This window comes from Micromonospora humida (assembly GCF_016901255.1).
GTDB lineage: Bacteria > Actinomycetota > Actinomycetes > Mycobacteriales > Micromonosporaceae > Micromonospora > Micromonospora wenchangensis.
Genome location: NZ_JAFEUC010000017.1, coordinates 1 through 17,114, shown reverse-complemented (window position 1 = coordinate 17,114; position 17,114 = coordinate 1). Strand labels below are relative to the sequence as shown.

Below are 17,114 nucleotides of genomic sequence, written 5' to 3'. Positions count from 1 at the left end.
CCGGCCGGTGGCGGGTCAGGGCGCCGAGTGGTGGCGCAGCGCGGCGATGAACCAGTCCAGCACCGGGGTCAGGGTGGGCGGCGCGGTCCAGCCGTTGACCGTCGCGAGGAGCTGGAAGTACCGCTCGGTCCGCGGGTCGTTGGCGACCTCCAGCCGGGCCAGCAGCGCGCTGCGGTAACCGGCGTCGTCGACCCGGTCGAAGACCTCGCCGTACGCGCAGACCAGCGCGGCCACCACGTGGCCGGCGCGGGGCGACTCGGGCGCGATGCCGGCGGCCCGGGCCAGTTCGACGGTGTCGCGGACCCGGTGGGTGAGGTCACGGACCATCGCCACCACCTCGGGGTGGGCGTCGCCGACGGTCCCGTCGACGAACTCGTGGACGATGCGCCGACGCTCGGCGTCGGAGATCGTGGTCTGCTCGGGCATCGGACTCGTCTCCACTCTGGGCCGGGACGCCGGGCGGTCGGGCGGGGGCGCCGGGCGGTCGGGGGACGACCGCCCGGCGCGCTCGGACCCCGGGTGGCAGCCCGGGGTCCGAGGGTGGGAGTGCCGGTCAGGACACCGTGCAGGCACCGCCGTTGACGGTGATCAGATCCGGTTCCGGGTTGGCCAGCGTGCCGGTCTTGGCGAGCAGACCGAAGGTGATGCTCGCGCCCGGCGCGATCTTCGCGTTGTACGACTCGTTCTTCGCCGTCACGGTGGCCCCGGACTGGGTCACCTTCGCCGACCACGCCTGGGTGACCTTCTGGTCGCCGTTGTAGGCGTACCGCAGGGTCCAGCCGTCGATCGCGGTGTCACCGGTGTTGCGCAGGACGACCTGGGTGTTGGAGCCGTCCGGCCAGGTGCCGTGCACCTGGTAGCTGACCGCGCAGGTGCGCGGGGCCACCGCCTTGGCCTCCCCCTGGTCGGCGAGGAACGACGCGAGCCAGGCCAGCGCCGAGTTCCAGTTGATCGCCACCTCGTTGGTCGAGTACGAGTTGATGTCGTCGACGTAGCAGAACATCGGCGCGCAGTCCTTGAGCAGCTGGGCGACGAACGGGTCCTGCAGGGCGGCGTTCGGGCCACCGGCGAGCGAGCCGACCGGCGGGTTCGGCATGGCCGGGTTGAGCTGGTTGCCGAAGATCCGGCTGTGCTGGTTGCGCGCGTTCTGCTCGCCCCAGCCGGTCACGTACGACATGTTCAGCGCGTTGCGGCCGAGCAGGTAGTCGGTCGCCTGCACGGCGCCGTCCCGGTACTTCGCGTCCCGGGTCAGGTCGAACGCGGTGGCCAGCACGACCATGTTGTTGATGATGTTGCTGTTGCTGCCCCAGACGTAGCTTGCCGCCTCGCCCGGCACCGGCAGGCCGTACGCCTGGGCGTGCAGGGTGGTCAGGTAGTTGTCGGCGGCGGCGGTCACCGAGGCGCGGACCCGGGCCCGGTCGGCGGCCGGCAGGCCGTTCGGCACGGTGGCCAGTTCGAGCCGGCCGACCGCGCCCACGCTCTGCCAGCTGAACGCGCCGCCCGTGGCGAACACGTCGCCGGTGTGCTGGGGCGAGGCGGTCAGGTCGTCCAGGTACGCCTTCTTGCCGGTGGTCAGGTACAGCTCGACGGCGGCCCAGTAGAACTCGTCGGTGACGTTGGTGTCGTCGTACGCCCCACCGCCGATGCCGTCGGCCGGGTCGGCGTAGACCGCCGGGTGGGCCTTGGCGGCGGCGTACGCGGTGGTCGCGGCGGTGCCGCAGCGGGCGGCGAACGCCGCGTCGTACGGGGCGAACAGGCGCTGGCACTGCGCGGCGACGGCGGCCAGGTTGAGGGTGGCGGCGGTCGACGGCGGGTGCAGCTCACGCGGCTGCGCGTCGTCCTGCGGGGCGAGCGGCAGGCCGGTCCACGCCTTGTCGTGGATCTTGTGGTGGACCATCCCGGCCAGCGGCTTGCCGGCCGGCACCTGCATCCGGAGCAGGAACTCGATCTCCCAGCGGGCCTCGTCGAGGATGTCCGGCACCGCGTTGCCCCGCTCGGGCACCCGCAGCGTCGAGTCACCCAGCGCGGCGCCACCGGCGGCGGTCTCCGCGGTCTTGGTCCGCTCGAAGGCGCTCAGCAGCTGGTAGGCGGCGATACCGCCGTTGACCACGTACTTGCCGTGGTCGCCCGCGTCGTACCAGCCACCGCGCACGTCCAGCGAGTAGTCGCAGACGCCGGGCTGGCAGGGCACCTGCGTGTCGCCCTGGTTGGGGGCCACGCCGAGGTGGCCGGCCGGGCGGGCGTACTCCTCGCCGATCAGGTCACCGTCGATCTCGATGCCGCTGCGCTGGGCGTAGAAGAACTGCATCGCGTCGGCCCGCAGCCGGTCGTAGAGGTCGCCGGAGATGTCGAACGGGTGGCTGGTCTCACCGTCGGCGACCAGCGTGTAGCCGGTGCCGGGCGTGCGGAAGGACGAGAAGTCGACGGTCTGCACGTTCTGCCCGGAGGCGGCGTCGACCCCGCGCGGGGTGCTCTGGCCGCTGGCGACGACCGTGCCGGCGGCCGACTTGAGCTGCCAGGGCAGCGCCTCGGTCGACTCGGTCACCACGGTGGCGTTCTTCGGCCCGCCGGGCAGGTAGCCGACCTGGTTGACCCGGACCCGGGGGCCGGTGTCCGGCACGTACGGCGGGGCGGCCTCGCCACCGCGCAACGAGACGTTGTCCAGGCAGATCCGCTGCTCGGCGGCGGCCCCACCGACCTGGAAGATGAGCTGGGCGTTGGGGTTGTCGTCCGGGACGGTGAACGTCTGCTCGACCCGCTTGCTCGTCGGGGCGGCCACCGCCGGCACGCTCGCGTACGAGGTGTAGGGGGCGCTGCCGAGCTGGAGCACGGCGTTGACGCTCAGCCCGGGGGTGGCCGAGATGTCGAAGCTGAGCTTGTACTCCGCACCGGCGTTGAGCCGGACCCCGTCGTGGCCGATGCCGGCGTCCCACGGGTTGGCCAGCCCGGCGGGGACGGTGACGCAGAGCCGGCCGTCGACGACGTCGAGCGGGCCGGTGCCATAGGAGAACCAGGGCGCGACGCCCTCGCTGAAGTCGCCGTTGCTGATCTGCTCGGGCGCGTCCGGCGGGACCTCGGCGTGGGCCACGCCGGTGCCGGCGCCGGTGAGGATCAGGGTCGTCGCTGCCAGTACCGCGAGATGCCGCCGACGTCGTCGGGTCAGGATCACGGGATTCCTTTCCGGGCGGAAGGGGTGGTGGTGGGGTGTGCCGTCGATGCCTGTCGCTGGGAGCGCTCCCAGCTATCAGCCAGATGTTTCCAGCGCGTCTCCTCCCTGTCAATCGATTCGACTGGATGACCTTCGGGCTGGTCGCAGCCGCCCGGACCGACGCCTGCGGCAGTGAGATTCGCCGCGCCACGCGCAGTCGTCCTGATCTCCTAGAGACAACAACGCCCTCCGCCTGGCAGGCTGCCACCCATGACCCTGAAGCTTCGTTCCGTCGGGACGAGCGACCGTGGGCTGATCCGCAGCGGAAACCAGGACGCCCTGCACTCCGGTGCCTGGCTCGTCGCCGTCGCCGACGGCATGGGCGGGATGGCGGCCGGCGACCTGGCCAGCCGGATCGCCATCGACGCGGTCGCCCCACTGGACGTGGAGACCCCCGAGGACGCCCTGGTGGCGGCGTTGCAGACCGGCATCGAGCTGGCCACCACGCGGATCCAGCAGGCCGTCCGGGAGGACCCCGAGCGGCAGGGCATGGGCACCACACTGACCGCCCTGCTGTTCTCCCGTACCGGTAGCTGTCTGGCGCTGGCCCACGTCGGCGACTCCCGGGCCTACCTGTTCCGCGAGGGCACCCTCAAACAGGTCACCCGGGACGACACCTTCGTCCAGATGCTCGTCGACCAGGGGGTGATCAGCCCCGAGGAGGCGTCCAGCCACCCCCGGCGGGCCGTGGTCACCCAGGCGTTGCAGGGCGAGCAGGTCTCCCCGTCGTACGCCACGATGGTGCCCCGGGCCGGCGACCGCTGGCTGCTGTGCAGCGACGGCCTGTCCAACGTCGTCCGCCCGGACACCCTCACCGAGGTGCTGCGGGAGACCCCGGACCGCCAGGACTGCGCCCGCCGACTGATCGACCTCGCCCTGCGGGCCGGTGGCCCGGACAACATCACCGTGCTGATCGCCGACGTCGTCGACGAGTGACCGCCACCGGCGGTGCGTGGGCTCAGCGACGGCGGTGCGTGGTGTGCCGGGTCGGCGCGGCCGTGACCGGGTCCTCCGGCCAGGGGTGGCGCGGGTAGCGCCCGCGCAGCTCCCCGCGCACCTGCGGGTAGCCGGTACGCCAGAACGACGCCAGGTCGGCGGTGACCGCGACGGGCCGGCCGGCGGGGGAGAGCAGGTGCAGCAGCAGCGGCACCCGGCCGTCGGCCAGCCGGGGCGTCTGCTGCCAGCCGAACGTCTCCTGGAGCTTCACCGCCAGCACCGGCGCGGCCGGATCGGTGTAGTCGACCCGAACCCGGGAGCCGCTGGGCACCTCGACGCGTTCCGGGGCCAGCTCGTCCAGCCGGCCCGCCTGCGGCCAGGGCAGCAGCCGGCGCAGCGCCCCGACCACGTCGATCCGGGTCAGGTCGGCCCGGCGGCGGGCGGCGGCCAGCTCCGGCCCGAGCCACCGGTCGGCGGCGGCGAGCAGCGCGTCGTCGGAGACCTCGGGCCACGGCCCGCCCAGCGCCTGCCGGCAGAACGCCAGCCGCTGGCGCAGCGACCGGGCCGCCGGGGCCCAGGTCAACAGGTCCAGGCCCGCCTGGCGGAGCCCGTCGGCCAGGGCGGCAGCCAGCAGCTCCGGCGTCGGTCGGGCCAGCGGCCGGCTGACCAGCTCGATCGCGCCGAGCCGGGTCACCTGGCGGGCCAGCACGTCGCCGTCGACCCAACCGACCTCGCTGACCTCGGTCAGCAACGCGCCGCCGACCTCCCTGGCGGTCGCCTCGTCGAGCGGGGCGGCCAGCCGGACCCGGGCGGTCGGCGCGCCCGGCGAGCGGTCGGCCACCGCGACGGCCAGCCAGCCCGTCCCGGTCAACGCCGACCCGGCGGCCAGCTCCGCCCCCGTCCCACCCGCCATCAGGTACGACGTCCCACCGGCCCGGCGCAGCCGGGCCAGCCGCTCCGGATGGGCCAGCCCCACCAGCAGCCCCGCCGCCAGATCGTCGGGTAGCCACGGTCCGGCGGCCCGTCCCCGGCCGCTCCGTCCCTGGGCGGCCGGCCGGTCACCGGGCCGGTCCCGGTCGGCGGCGCGGGCGGGACCGGCCGGCGGGCTGTCCGGGGTGCCGGCCCGGTCGGGGTCGCCGGTGGGCAGCGCGGCCCGCAGCCGCCGGACCTCGGCCCGCCACCGGGCGGTGGCGCCGGGGTCGGTGTCGTCGCGCAGCCGCCGCCACGCGGCGGTGAGATCGTCGTGCCGCCCGGCCAGACCGTCCTCGGCGAGCAGGGCGACCAGCTCGGCGGCCCGGTCCCGGCCGATCCGGTCGGCACCGTCGAGCAGGGCCCGGCCCAGCCGGGGGTGGGTGCCGGTGGCGGCGATGGCCCGCCCGCGGGCGGTCACCCGACCGTCGGCGTCGACCGCGCCGAGTGCGGTCAACGTCTCCCGGGCCACGGCCAGCGCGGCGGGCGGCGGCGGGTCGGGCAGTGCCAGTCCGGCTCCGTCGGGGCTGCCCCAGGCGGCCAGGTCCAGCGCGAAACCGGTCAGGTCGGCGGTGGTGATCTCCGGCTCGGGCTGCGCGGCGAGCCGGCCGTGGGTCCCCTCCGACCAGCAGCGATAGACCACCCCGGGGGCCTGCCGGCCGGCCCGGCCGGCCCGTTGCGTGGCGGCGGCCCGGGACACCGGCACGGTGACCAGCGCGCCCAGCCCCCGGGCCAGGTCGGTGCGGGCCACCCGGGCCAGGCCGGCGTCGACCACCACCCGGACCCCGGGCACGGTCAGGCTGCTCTCCGCCACCGAGGTGGCGAGCACCACCCGACGCCGGTCGGCGGGGCGCAGCGCGGCGTCCTGCGCGGCGGCGGGCAGCCGCCCGTGCAGCGGCAGGACGGCCACCCGGTCGGCCAGGTCGGCCAGCCGGCGGGTCACCGCCCCGATCTCGCCCGCTCCGGGCAGGAAGACCAGCACGTCGCCGTCCTGCTCGTGCAGGGCCCGCCGGACGGTCGCGGCGACGTGGTCGAGCAGCAGCGGATCGACCCGTCCCGCGCCCGGCGGCGCGACCGGGCGCGGCGGCGGCGTGAAGACCCGGGTGACCGGGTGCAGGGCCGCCTCGGCGCGGACCACCGGGGCCGGCGCGTCACCGCCGAGCAACGCGGCGAACCGGTCCGCCTCCGGGGTCGCCGACATCGCCACCAGCCACAGCTCGGGCCGCAGCGCCGCCCGGGCCTCCACGGTGAAGGCCAGCGCGAGATCGGCGTCGAGCTGCCGCTCGTGCACCTCGTCGAGCAGCACCGCGTCGATGCCGGGCAGGTCCGGGTCGCGCAGCAGCCGGCGGACCAGCAGGCCGGTGGTGACCACCTCGACCCGGGTGTCCGGGCCGACCCGGCGGTCGCCGCGTACGGCGTAGCCGACCCGGTGGCCGACCCGCTCGCCGAGCAGGTCGGCCATCCGCCGGGCCGCTGCCCGGGCGGCCACCCGGCGGGGCTGGGCGACCAGCACCCGCCCGGCCACCCCGTCGGCCACGGCGAGCGGGGCCAGGGTGGTCTTGCCGGTGCCGGGCGGGGCGACCAGGACCGCGCCGCCGGCGTCGGTCAGCGCTCGCAGCAGGGGTGCCAGCGCCGGCCGGACCGGCAGGTCGAGGGGTACGTCGGAGAGCACGGCTGCCACTGTGGCACGCCCGGGGTCAGCCCCGGCGTACCGCCTCCATGCCGGTGACGAAGGCTGTCCAGGCGTGGGCGGAGAAGATCAGCGCGGGCCCGCACCGGTCCTTGCTGTCGCGTACCGCGATCCGGTCGTCGGTGGTGGCGATCTCCACACAGTTGCCGTTGCCGCTGCTGCGGCTGCTGGTCCGCCAGTCCATCATGGACAGAGGCAGCGCCTGCATTCCCGTACCTTCCGTTCCCCCCGGGCGTGCCGCAATGCGATCACGCAAAGTGACGAGCAGCCTCCTCCAGGCGGGCCAGAGACGCCGCCGGATCCAGTGCCATCCGGCACAGCTCCTCGTGCACAAGGGTATACCCGCGCACGTGTCCCGCTTCCTCCAGCGCCAGACCCAGCGTGAGATTGTCCAGGTAAACCACGGAATTGTCGGCCGCGTCGGCAAACGTGATGATCACGTACGGAGTGCTCATCGCGGGGTGCCCACCGGATGCGAAAGGAAGTACGTGACATGTCACGTTCGGTGATCGGGCGACCGTGGCCATGTGGGTCAACTGCTCCGCCATCACGGCCGGCCCGCCCACCGGACGCAGCAGCACCGCCTCGTTGAGCACCACCGACAGCTCGACCGGGGGAGAGTCCCGGTGCAGCACCTCCTGCCGGCGCAGCCGGGCGGCCACCTTGCGTTCCAGCCCCTCCTCGCCGGCCGTACGACGGAACATCTCCCGGGCGTACGCCTCGGTCTGCAACAGCCCTGGGACGGACTCCGCCTCGTACGTGCGCAGGCTCTCCGCCTCGGCCTCCAGCCCGACGTAGAACTCGAACCACTCGGGCAGCACGTCGCTGTAGTTCTGCCACCAGCCGCGCTGCTGGGCACCCCGGGCGATCTCGATGAGCGCCTCGGCATCGACCCCGGTCACCTCGTAGAGGGCCAGGGCGGCGCGCACGTCCCGGGGTTTGATGCCGATCTGGGCGTTCTCGATCCGGGACAGGTTGCTCTTGGACATGTCGAGTTGGCGGGCGGCGACGTCCAGTGTCATGCCCGCGCGTTCCCGCAGTTGGCGGAGTTCACGGGCGATGCGGCGGCGGCGAACAGTGGGGCTGACGGTCACCCTCCGAGTCTGTCACGACAAGATCCGCAGGTCGCATGAGCACGGAGTGCAACCATCGAATCCGGGAGTTGCAAAGCTGGAGCTCTGGGGGCATCCTGTCACCCGGCGTGGATCACCTGTGGACAATGCGTGGGAGGCTCGTTTGCTGGTCGCCGACGAGTTCTTTCTGATTGCGCACAACGACAGCCGCGGAAAGGCCAAACTGCACCCGAGCGCCACCGGGCTCGGCCTGGCCGCCGGGTTGCTGGCCGAACTGATCCTGTTCGGACAGATCACCGTCTCCGGTGGACTGGTCACCGTGATCGACCGGCGTCCCCCGGCCGACGCGCTGGCCCACACCGTGCTCGACCAACTGATCGGTGAGTCGCAGCACCAGGCGGTGCGCACCTGGCTCGCCTTCCTGGCCCAGTCGTCCACCACCTCGGTGGGGGAGCGGTTGGCCCGGGCCGGGGTGCTGCGCCGGCAGGAGAACCGCCGCCTGCTGCGCACCACCGTCAGCTACCTGCCGATCGACCTCAACGCCGCCGCCTGGCCGGCGACCCGGCTGCGGGCCCTGGTGGAGCGGCCCGAACAGCCGCTGGTGTCGGACACGACGCTGCTCGGCCTGGTGGCCGCGGCCGGGCTGACCCGCGAGGTGCTGTGGAGCGCCGGCCCCCGCGCCCACCACCGACTGTCCACCCTCGTCGGTTCGCTGCCGCCCCCCCTGAAGGAACTCGTCGTGCACACCGAGGCCGCGGTCGGCGCGGCGGTGCTGCGCGGCATCCCCTGATCTCACCGCGCCACCCCCTTCCCCCTCATCTCCCCTCTTTCGGAGCAGCCCCATGCCCCCGCATCCGACAGTCGACCGCCCCAGCAACGTCAGCGACGCCCTGGCCCGTGGCCGCCTCGGCGTGCCGTCGGTCATCTTCTTCGTCCTCTCCGCCGCCGCGCCGCTGACCGTGGTGGCCGGCGTGGTCACCACGGGCTACGCGGTCACCGGCATCACCGGCATGCCGCTGGCGTTCCTCGCCGTGGGCGCCGTCCTGGCGCTCTTCTCCGTCGGCTACGTGGCGATGGCCCGCCGGGTCGAGAACGCGGGCGCGTTCTACGCCTACGTCGCCCGGGGCATCGGCCGCCCGGCCGGCGTCGGCGCGGCCTGGGTCGCGCTCATCGCCTACAACGCACTCCAGGTCGGCCTGTACGGCGCGATCGGCGCCGCCGCCGCCCCGGTGCTCGGCACCCTGTTCGGCGTCGAGCCGCACTGGTCCGTGGTGGCCCTGGTCGCCTGGGCGCTCGTCGCGTTCCTCGGCCTGCTGCGGGTGGACGTCAACGGCCTGGTCCTGGCGGTGCTGCTGATCGCCGAGATCGTGGTGATCGTCGTGTTCGACCTGGGCCAGCTCAGCCACCCGGCGGGCGGCTCGACCAGCTTCGCCGCCCTCGCCCCGGCCAACCTCCTGGTGCCGGGGGCGGGCGCGCTGCTGGTGCTCGCCATGACCGGGTTCGTCGGGTTCGAGTCCTCGGTGGTGTTCAGCGAGGAGAGCAAGGACCCGCGGCGGACGGTCCCGCTGGCCACCTACCTCTCGGTGGCGATCATCGCCGGGCTCTACGCGCTCTCCTCCTGGTCGATGACCGTGGCGGTCGGCCCGGAGAACATCTCCGCCGCCGCCGGTGAGCAGAGCATCGAACTGATCTTCAACCTTGCCGCCGCGCACCTCGGCGACACGGCGGTCACCATCGGCCAGGCGCTCTTCATGACCTCGGTGCTGGCCGCGATGATCTCGTTCCACAACACCACCGCCCGGTACGCCTTCGCGCTGGGCCGGGAGCGGGTGCTGCCGGCCGCCTTCGGGCAGACCTCGCCGCGCACCGGCGCACCCCGGATGGCCTCGCTGGCGCAGAGCCTGCTCGGCCTGCTGGTGATCGTGCTGTACGCGGTCAACGGCTGGGACCCGGTGGTGCAGTTGTTCTACTACGCCGGCACCGGCGGCGGCTTCGGCGTGCTGCTGCTGATCGCCACCACCAGCGTCGCCGTGATCGTCTACTTCGCCCGTTCCGACACCGCGGAGTCGCTGTGGAAGCGGGCGATCGCCCCGGCACTGGCCACCGTCGCGCTGGCCGCCGTGGTGGCGGTGGCGGTGGCGAACTTCGCGACCCTGCTCGGTGTCGCGCCGGATTCGCCGCTGCGCTGGATCATCCCCGGGGTCTACCCGGTGGCCGCGCTGATCGGCCTGCTGTGGGGCCTGGTGCTGCGCGCCAACCGTCCCGACGTCTACGCCCGGATCGGGCGGGGCGCGGAGAGCACGGCCACCTCGCTGTTCGGCCCTCCGGTGGAGCAGCCGGTGCCGGTGGAGTCCCGGCGGTGACCGCGCCGACCATCGGACGGCTCGCCGCCGCCGACACCCGGTGGGTCGCCGAGCGGATCGCCGAGGCGTTCCTGGTGCTCCCGGCGACCCGGTGGCTGGTGCCCGACGAGGCCAAGCGGGAGGCCGTCTTCGCCGACAACTTCGAGATCCTGGTCGACCACGCGATGCGGCACGGGCTGGTCTTCGGCACCGCCGACCGGGACGCGGTGGCGGTCTGGTTCCCGCAGGTCGGTGACGAATCGCCGGCCCCGGTGGACTACGACGACCGGCTGGCCGCCGCCTGCGGGGAGTGGACGCCCCGGTTCCAGCACCTCGACGAGCTGTTCGCCGCCAACCATCCGCACCCCGACCACCATCACCTGGCGCTGCTCGCCGTCCGGCCGGGGCGGCAGGGGCAGGGGTTGGGCACCGCGCTGCTGCGGCACCACCACGCCTGGCTGGACGCCCACGGGGTGCCCGGTTACCTGGAGGCCAGCAGTGAGGCCGGACGGGACCTCTACGCCCGGCACGGCTACCGGCTGCGCGAGGTCTTCCGGCTGCCCGACGGCACGCCGTTCTATCCGATGTGGCGGGAGCCGGCGGGCGGCTGACCGGCGTCCCGGGCAACGTCGGCGTCGCGTACTTCTGTGAACGCCGACCGACGCGGCACCGGCCCCGACGCGGGTGCGTCGGGGCCGGTGCGTCGTTCGACGTCGGGAAGGCCCGGCCGGCGAACCGCCGGCCGGGCCCCGTGGTCGTGACCGTCACCGGGGACCGGTGACCGCCTCCACCCCCTCAGTAGGTGCCGTCGAGCTGACCGCGCAGCTTGGTCAGGGCCCGGGCGAGCAGCCGGGACACGTGCATCTGCGAGACGCCGATCTGATCGGCGATCTGCGACTGGGTCAGGTTGCCGTAGAAGCGCAGGGTGAGGATCTTCTGCTCGCGCTCGTCGAGGGTGGCCAGCGCCGGGCCGAGGGCGACCCGCAGCTCGGCCAGCTCGAACTCGTTGTCCTCGCCGCCGAGCATGTCGCCCAGCTCGGTGGCGCGGTCGCCGTCGCCGGTCGGGGTGGACAGCGACACCGCGTTGTACGCGCGGGCGCCCTCCAGGCCCTCCAGGACCTCTTCCTCGGTGAGCTTGAGGTGGGCGGCGATGTCGGCGACCGTCGGCGAGCGGCCGAGGGTCTGCAACAGCGAGCTGTTGGCGTCGGAGATGGCCAGCCGCAGCTCCTGGAGCCGCCGGGGGACCCGGATGTCCCAGGTGCGGTCGCGGAAGTGCCGCTTCAGCTCGCCGATGATGGTCGGGATGGCGTAGCCGGCGAAGTCGACGCCGCGCGACGGGTCGAACTTGTCGATCGCCTTGATCAGGCCGACGGCGGCGGTCTGGGCCAGGTCGTCGGTGGGCTCGCCCCGGCCGCTGTAGCGGTGGGCCAGGTGGTTGGCCAGCGGGAGCCAGGCCTCGATCGCCCGGTCCCGCAGCGCGGCCCGGGACGGGTGGCCGGCGGGCAGCGCGGCCATCGCGTTCAGCAGGTCGGCGGCGCTGTCGGTGAGCGCGCGCGGGTCCAGCTTCTCGGTGGTGGACGGTGTCGCCGCCGGCTTGCTCATGGTGGGCGCGGTCATTGGTGGTCCTCCCTGCACCTCGTCCGCGGTCAAAAAGACGTGACGCTTCGGTTTAGCTTCAGATGGGCCGTTCGGAAGTCACCATAGCCTGATCGGTGAACAGAAATCTAGCCGAAAGGCTGATGTACTTAAGTGATTTCTAGTCACAAAGCCGCACTATTGGACATGGTTCGCGTCGACTGTGATCACGAGCACCGCTCGGACCGGCCGGCCACCCGGAACCCGACACCACGGCAGCGGTGTCGGCTATCCGTCCTTGTCCGCCGTAAGGACCGCCCGTAGCGTCGCGGGAGACCACCGCCGTACGGAGGACCACGTGCTCGACCCCGCGGACCCGCAGCTCGTCGTCGACAGCCGTACGCTGCACTTCAGCTGGTTGCCGGCCGACCCGGACGCGGTCGTCGCCCTGGTCCCGCCCGGCCTGTGCCCCCGCCCCGACCGGCAGGTCTTCATGAACCAGTACGTCGTCGAGGACGCCGGTCAGACCTCCGGCCTCGGCGCGTACTCGCTGACCTACATCGGGGTGGCCCTCGCCGGGGTCGACGCGCCCGACGGGGCGACCCCCGGGGGCTGGTGGACCCACTACGTCACCTCCAGCCCCCGGGTCCGGGACTACGCCGCCGCCCGGGGAGCCCCGGCCGTGCTGGGACACACCACCCTGCGGGTACGGGGCGACGTGCTGGTCGCCGAGACCGAGGTCGGCGGCGTCCCGCTGATCCGGACCCGGGCCCGGGTCGGCCACGCCGGCCACCAGCTGCGCGCCGGCCACCACCGGTACTTCACCCGGTGCGACGGCGAGCTGTTCAGCGGGGTCTACCCCTACGTCTCCGAACCGGTCAGCCCGTTCGAGATCGAGTCGGTGGAGTTCCTCGACCCCCGGCACCCGAGCTACGCGCTGCGCCCGGAGAACCCCCTGCTCATCGCCAGCGGCTGCTACGCCCCGCGTACCTCGTTCGCCCACCCGGGCGGGCTGACCCGCCACCCCACCCCGGCCGCCGACCGGCGGGACCTACCAGGTGCCCTGGCGACGGGCGCGCAGCGGCCTGCCGTCGGGGTCGTAGACCAGCCGGTACGCCGGTAGCGCCCACAGCCGGGTGTACCAGGGCAGCCGCTCAGGCCGGTGCGGGCGCAGCCGGCCCGGCGGCCGGGGGCCCGATCGGCCCGAGTCGTGCCACCGCTGCAGAGCGTCCGCCGTGGCGGTGATCGCCGCGACGGCGCTGGCCGGGTCCAGCAGGTCGGCGTCGTCGGCACCGCCCGGGTCGCGGTCCAGGTGCTCGCGCCACAACCGCAGCCGCAGGTCCCGGGCGAACACCCGGGCCCCGTCGCCCCGACCCGCCGGGTCGACGGGGGACCGCTCGTCGCGGGTCTCGTCGAGCACCGCGCAGGACAGCTCGCTGTCGTGCGTCCAGGAACGCCTGTTGAAGTTGTCGCTGCCCACGCTCGCCCACACGTCGTCGACCACGCAGATCTTCGCGTGCACGTAGACCGGGTCGCCCGCCCGGTTCTCCACGTCGAAGACGTGCACCCGGTCCGGCGCGGCCCGTTCACACAGCGACAGCGCCTGCTCCCGGCCCACCGTGTTGGGCGGCAGCGCCAACGCGCCGTCCACGTCCGGATAGCGGGGGACCACCGCGACCAGGTGCAGGTCGGGGTTGTCCCGCAGCGCCTCGGCGAACAGCTCGGCCACCTCGGTCGACCACAGGTACTGGTCCTCCAGGTAGATCAGCCGGCGGGCCCGGCGCACCGCCTTGGTGTAGCCCCGGGCCACCGTCCGCTCGCCGTCCGGGGCGAACGCGTAGCGGGGGCGCACCGCCGGGTAGGTGCGCAGCACCTGGATGTGGTGCGGGCCACAGGGCGGCGGATCGGCCGACGGGTCGGGCAGCGGATCGGGGCTCAGGTCGGAGCCGCGCAGCCGGTCCCGCAGGTAGGCCAGCGGGTTCTCCGAGTCCAACGGCATCGGATCGGTCCACCGCTCGCGGAACGTGGTGTCCAGCGCGGCGACCACCGGACCCCGGACGGCCAGTTGCACGTCGTGCCACGGCGGGTGCGGGCCGTACCGTGGTGACATCGCGAGAGCCTGCGGGTCGCCGTGGTGGTCGGCGTCGTCGCGGCGGCTGTGGCACAGGTCGATCCCGCCGGCGAAGGCGACGTCCCGCTCCGGGGCGTCGCGGTGGCGCAGCACCACCAGCTTCTGGTGGTGCGATCCGCCCCGCCGGACGCGCTGGTCGAGCAGCACCTCACCACCGGCGGCGTTGACCGTCTCGCTCAGGTCGCGGTTCTCCGCCTCGCTGTAGGACAACGTGTCGAGGTGGGAGCGCCAGAGCAGCCCCTTGACCAGCACGCCCCGCTGGGCGGCCCGGGCGAAGAGCTGGACCACCGTCGGGCCGTCCGGGCGCATCCGCTCGTCCGGGTCGCCCCGCCAGTCGGTGAAGAAGAGCTGGTCGCCCGCGCCGAGCGCCTCGACCTCGGTGACCAGCCGGTCGAAGTACGCCGACCCGTGAATCAACGGCTCGGCGAGGTTTCCGGACGTCCAGACGGGTATCCCGGAGACCGGGTTGGCGCGTTCCTCAGCGGTCAGGAACCAGTCCTCGATCGCCACGTTCCAGCCTCCCGAGGTCGACGACGTCCTCACGGTAGGACCCCCACCGTCGGTACGCACGCCGGGTCTCCCGGACCCCGCCCGGACGGTGTGGCCTACCGCACCCCGCGAAGCCGTGAACGCCGAGGAGGCCAGGCCATGCCCGCCGAGACGACGAACCCCGCGACCGAGGACCGTACGGATGCGGTCGAGAGCGAACGCGGCGCGATCCTGGCGGTGCTGCTGATGGTGATCCTCGGGGTGGCCGGGATCTTCGCGGTCTCCTGACCGACGCGGTGCCGCCCCCGGGCGTCCCGGGGTGACACCGGGACGCCCGTCGCAGGTCGGTCTCAGGGGCGGTCGCCCTGGCCGCCGGTGTGCGGCAGCCGCCGGGCGGGAACCACACCCAGCTTGCCGGCCTGGAAGTCCTCGAAGGCCTGCATCAGCTCGGCGCGGGTGTTCATCACGAACGGCCCGTAGTGCGCCACCGGCTCCCGGATGGGCTTTCCGCCCATGATGTAGAGGTCCAGGGCCGGGGTGTTGCCGTCCTGTCTGCCGGCGGCGGTCACCCGCAGCGCGTCGCCCGGACCGTGCACGGCCAACTGGCCGCCCTGGAACGGCCGCCGGTCGGTGCCGACCGTGCCGCGACCGGAGAGCGCGTAGACCAGCGCGTTGAAGTCGGCCCGCCAGGGCAGGTCCAGCTCCGCGCCGGGCTCCAGCGTGACGTGCGCGATGGTGATCGGGGTGTGGGTCGACCCCGGCCCCCGGTGCCCGGCGATCTCACCGGCGATGATCCGGATCAGCGCGCCACCGTCCGGCGTGGTCAGCAGCGCCGACTCCCGACCACGGATGTCCTGGTAGCGCGGCGGCATCATCTTGGCCACCCGGGGCAGGTTGACCCAGAGCTGGAGGCCGTGGAAGAGGCCGCCGCTGGCGACCAGGTGCTCCGGCGGGGCCTCGATGTGCAACAGGCCACTGCCGGCCGTCATCCACTGGGTGTCGCCGTCGGTGATGGTGCCGCCGCCGCCCTGCGAGTCCTGGTGGTCCATGATTCCGTCGATCATGTACGTGACCGTCTCGAAGCCCCGGTGCGGGTGCCACGGGGTGCCCTTCGGCTCGCCCGGCGCGTAGTCCACCTCGCCCATCTGGTCGAGGTGGATGAACGGGTCGAGATCCGACATCGGCACCCCGGCGAAGGCGCGGCGGACCGGGAAGCCCTCACCCTCGTAGCCGCTGGGGGCGGTGGTCAGCCGGCGGACCGGCCGGTAGCTGGTGGTCTCGTCGAGCCGGGGCAGACGGGGCAGGACGAGGACGTCGTCGACGGTGATCGCGGGCATCACGGGCTCCTCAGGTGTCGCGGTGGGTGGACGACGCGTCCCGGTCGGCGCGCAGCCGCCGGCCGAGCCGGTCGAAGACCCGGGTCAGGGTGGCGACCTCGGCGTCGTCGAGGTCGTCCATCAGGTGCCGCCGGACCGAGGCGAGGTGCCCCGGCGCGGCCTCACGCAGGGCCAGCAGCCCGGCGGCGGTGAGCACCGCCTCGCTGCCCCGACGGTCCCCGGGGCAGGACTGCCGGGCGACCAGACCCCGCCGCTGCATGGTGGAGATCTGGTAGGTGAGCCGGCTGGGCGAGAAGACCAGCCGGGCGGCCAGCTCGCCCATCCGTAGCCGCTGGCCCGGTGCCTCGGAGAGCAGGACCAGCACGTGGTAGTCGGCGAAGCTCAGCTCACCGTCGGCGCGCAGATCGTCCTCCAGCTGGGTGAACAGCCGCTGGCTGGCCTCGATGTAGGCACGCCAGCAGGCCATCCGCTCGCTGTCCAGGCTCTCCGTCATGCCCCGAACAGTAGCACTCTTTCAAATTTAAACAAGCTCCCTGATGCCCGTGTGAGCAGCGAAACAGTCCTCCTTGATGGGAGGAAGTTCAGGATTTGAAAGGACCCGGTGGGTGGCGAGCTGGCAGACTGCTCCGGTGGAACCCGTACAGATCAGCGCACCCGGCCTGGTGCTGCGTCCCTGGCGGGCGGCGGACGCGCCGGCCGTGCTGGCCGCCCTGGTCGACCCCGACATCGTCAGGTGGAACGGGCAGGGGGTGACCGACCTGGCGCAGGCCGCCGCGTGGATCACCCGACGGGCCGACCACAGCGACGGCAGCCACGTCTCCGTCGCGGTGACCGACGCCACCGACGGGACACTGCTCGGCGCGGTCTCCGTGCACCAGATCCGGCACGGCAACGCCGCTGTCGGCTACTGGACCGCCGCGCCGGCGCGCGGACGGGGGGTCGCCGCCCGCGCGTTGCGGGCGCTCACCGGCTGGGCCTTCACCCACCTCGACCTGCACCGGATCGAGCTGTGCCACGCGGTCGACAACCCCGCCTCCTGCCGGGTCGCCACCCGCGCCGGCTACCGCTGGGAGGGGACGCTGCGCGAGTCACACCGCTACGGCGACGGCCACCGCCACGACGAACACCTCCACGCCCGCCTCGCCACCGACGACTGACCCGCTCCGCTCCCGCTCACCCGTCGCCCCCGCCGCGGCCCTGCCCTGTCCCGGGTGATCAAGAGCTTTGCGTCACCAATGAGCCGGCGGTTTCATGGGGTCGGTGCAAGTAGTAGTCGATCAAGGGCTTCGGCGGGAGTGTCCCATCCGAGGGTCTGTCGGGGGCGGCCGTTGAGTTGGATCGCGACGGTGTCGAGGTCGTTTTGG

General features: G+C 73.4%; 16 protein-coding genes and 1 pseudogene. 7 read left to right on the top strand and 10 right to left on the bottom strand.

Annotated features, from left to right (window positions below):
• Window positions 1–15: 15 nt before the first annotated feature.
• Together JQX11_RS27855 and JQX11_RS27850 are read right to left on the bottom strand one after the other, a co-directional pair.
• Complete coding sequence (locus JQX11_RS27855) at window positions 16–426, bottom strand: hypothetical protein (protein WP_204927906.1); 411 nt, start codon at window positions 424–426, stop codon at window positions 16–18.
• 127 nt (window positions 427–553) lie between these two features.
• Entirely contained in the window at window positions 554–3,163 is a 2,610-nt protein-coding gene (locus tag JQX11_RS27850) for a glycoside hydrolase family 9 protein (RefSeq protein ID WP_204928018.1), read from the bottom strand.
• Window positions 3,164–3,418: 255 nt separating this feature from the next.
• Here JQX11_RS27850 and JQX11_RS27845 point away from each other — a divergent pair, with 255 nt between their 5' ends.
• Window positions 3,419–4,144: a PP2C family protein-serine/threonine phosphatase gene (locus JQX11_RS27845; RefSeq protein ID WP_204927905.1), complete on the top strand. Its 726-nt coding sequence runs from the start codon at window positions 3,419–3,421 to the stop codon at window positions 4,142–4,144.
• 22 nt (window positions 4,145–4,166) lie between these two features.
• Here the strand turns inward: JQX11_RS27845 and JQX11_RS27840 are convergent, their stop codons facing one another.
• Genes JQX11_RS27840 through JQX11_RS27830 form a run of 3 tightly spaced genes read right to left on the bottom strand, consistent with a single transcriptional unit; the run spans window position 4,167 to window position 7,897 of the window.
• Window positions 4,167–6,785, bottom strand: a complete 2,619-nt coding sequence (locus JQX11_RS27840) for an ATP-dependent RNA helicase (protein ID WP_204927904.1) — start codon at window positions 6,783–6,785, stop codon at window positions 4,167–4,169.
• Window positions 6,786–6,810: 25 nt separating this feature from the next.
• Complete coding sequence (locus JQX11_RS27835) at window positions 6,811–7,011, bottom strand: DUF397 domain-containing protein (RefSeq protein WP_204927903.1); 201 nt, start codon at window positions 7,009–7,011, stop codon at window positions 6,811–6,813.
• A gap of 40 nt (window positions 7,012–7,051) precedes the next feature.
• Window positions 7,052–7,897 (bottom strand): helix-turn-helix domain-containing protein, encoded by an 846-nt coding sequence (locus tag JQX11_RS27830; protein WP_204927902.1) that lies wholly within the window; start codon window positions 7,895–7,897, stop codon window positions 7,052–7,054.
• Between the two features lie 142 nt (window positions 7,898–8,039).
• On the opposite strand from JQX11_RS27830, the gene JQX11_RS27825 reads away from it, so the two are divergent.
• Genes JQX11_RS27825 through JQX11_RS27815 form a run of 3 tightly spaced genes read left to right on the top strand, consistent with a single transcriptional unit; the run spans window position 8,040 to window position 10,829 of the window.
• Window positions 8,040–8,666, top strand: coding sequence for a GOLPH3/VPS74 family protein (locus JQX11_RS27825; protein ID WP_204927901.1), 627 nt, complete (start codon window positions 8,040–8,042; stop codon window positions 8,664–8,666).
• 52 nt (window positions 8,667–8,718) lie between these two features.
• On the top strand, window positions 8,719–10,239 hold the full coding sequence (locus tag JQX11_RS27820; RefSeq protein WP_204927900.1) for an APC family permease: 1,521 nt from the start codon (window positions 8,719–8,721) through the stop codon (window positions 10,237–10,239).
• Window positions 10,236–10,829, top strand: coding sequence for a GNAT family N-acetyltransferase (locus JQX11_RS27815; RefSeq protein WP_204927899.1), 594 nt, complete (start codon window positions 10,236–10,238; stop codon window positions 10,827–10,829). Before JQX11_RS27820 ends, JQX11_RS27815 begins: the two co-directional genes overlap by 4 nt.
• A 184-nt stretch (window positions 10,830–11,013) precedes the next feature.
• On the opposite strand, the gene JQX11_RS27810 is transcribed toward JQX11_RS27815, so the two are convergent.
• Window positions 11,014–11,835, bottom strand: a complete 822-nt coding sequence (locus tag JQX11_RS27810; protein WP_088644086.1) for a SigB/SigF/SigG family RNA polymerase sigma factor — start codon at window positions 11,833–11,835, stop codon at window positions 11,014–11,016.
• Window positions 11,836–12,151: 316 nt separating this feature from the next.
• Here JQX11_RS27810 and JQX11_RS27805 point away from each other — a divergent pair, with 316 nt between their 5' ends.
• Complete coding sequence (locus JQX11_RS27805) at window positions 12,152–12,916, top strand: hypothetical protein (RefSeq protein ID WP_307826383.1); 765 nt, start codon at window positions 12,152–12,154, stop codon at window positions 12,914–12,916.
• Here the strand turns inward: JQX11_RS27805 and JQX11_RS27800 are convergent.
• Window positions 12,845–14,434, bottom strand: a complete 1,590-nt coding sequence (locus JQX11_RS27800) for a phospholipase D family protein (protein ID WP_204928017.1) — start codon at window positions 14,432–14,434, stop codon at window positions 12,845–12,847. The two genes, JQX11_RS27805 and JQX11_RS27800, sit on opposite strands and share 72 nt — an antisense overlap.
• 138 nt (window positions 14,435–14,572) lie before the next feature.
• On the opposite strand from JQX11_RS27800, the gene JQX11_RS33200 reads away from it, so the two are divergent.
• Window positions 14,573–14,701, top strand: coding sequence for a hypothetical protein (locus tag JQX11_RS33200; RefSeq protein WP_269756975.1), 129 nt, complete (start codon window positions 14,573–14,575; stop codon window positions 14,699–14,701).
• 62 nt (window positions 14,702–14,763) lie between these two features.
• Here JQX11_RS33200 and JQX11_RS27795 read toward each other — a convergent pair whose 3' ends face one another.
• The gene (locus tag JQX11_RS27795) at window positions 14,764–15,750 is read right to left on the bottom strand and encodes a pirin family protein (protein ID WP_204927898.1); all 987 of its coding nucleotides are present in this window, start codon (window positions 15,748–15,750) and stop codon (window positions 14,764–14,766) included.
• Between the two features lie 10 nt (window positions 15,751–15,760).
• Entirely contained in the window at window positions 15,761–16,243 is a 483-nt protein-coding gene (locus JQX11_RS27790; RefSeq protein WP_145918811.1) for a MarR family winged helix-turn-helix transcriptional regulator, read from the bottom strand.
• A 136-nt stretch (window positions 16,244–16,379) separates the two neighbouring features.
• On the opposite strand from JQX11_RS27790, the gene JQX11_RS27785 reads away from it, so the two are divergent.
• Complete coding sequence (locus JQX11_RS27785; RefSeq protein WP_204927897.1) at window positions 16,380–16,907, top strand: GNAT family N-acetyltransferase; 528 nt, start codon at window positions 16,380–16,382, stop codon at window positions 16,905–16,907.
• Window positions 16,908–16,999: 92 nt separating this feature from the next.
• On the opposite strand, the pseudogene JQX11_RS33730 reads toward JQX11_RS27785, so the two are convergent.
• Window positions 17,000–17,114: pseudogene (locus tag JQX11_RS33730) on the bottom strand (IS30 family transposase); the annotation flags it as partial.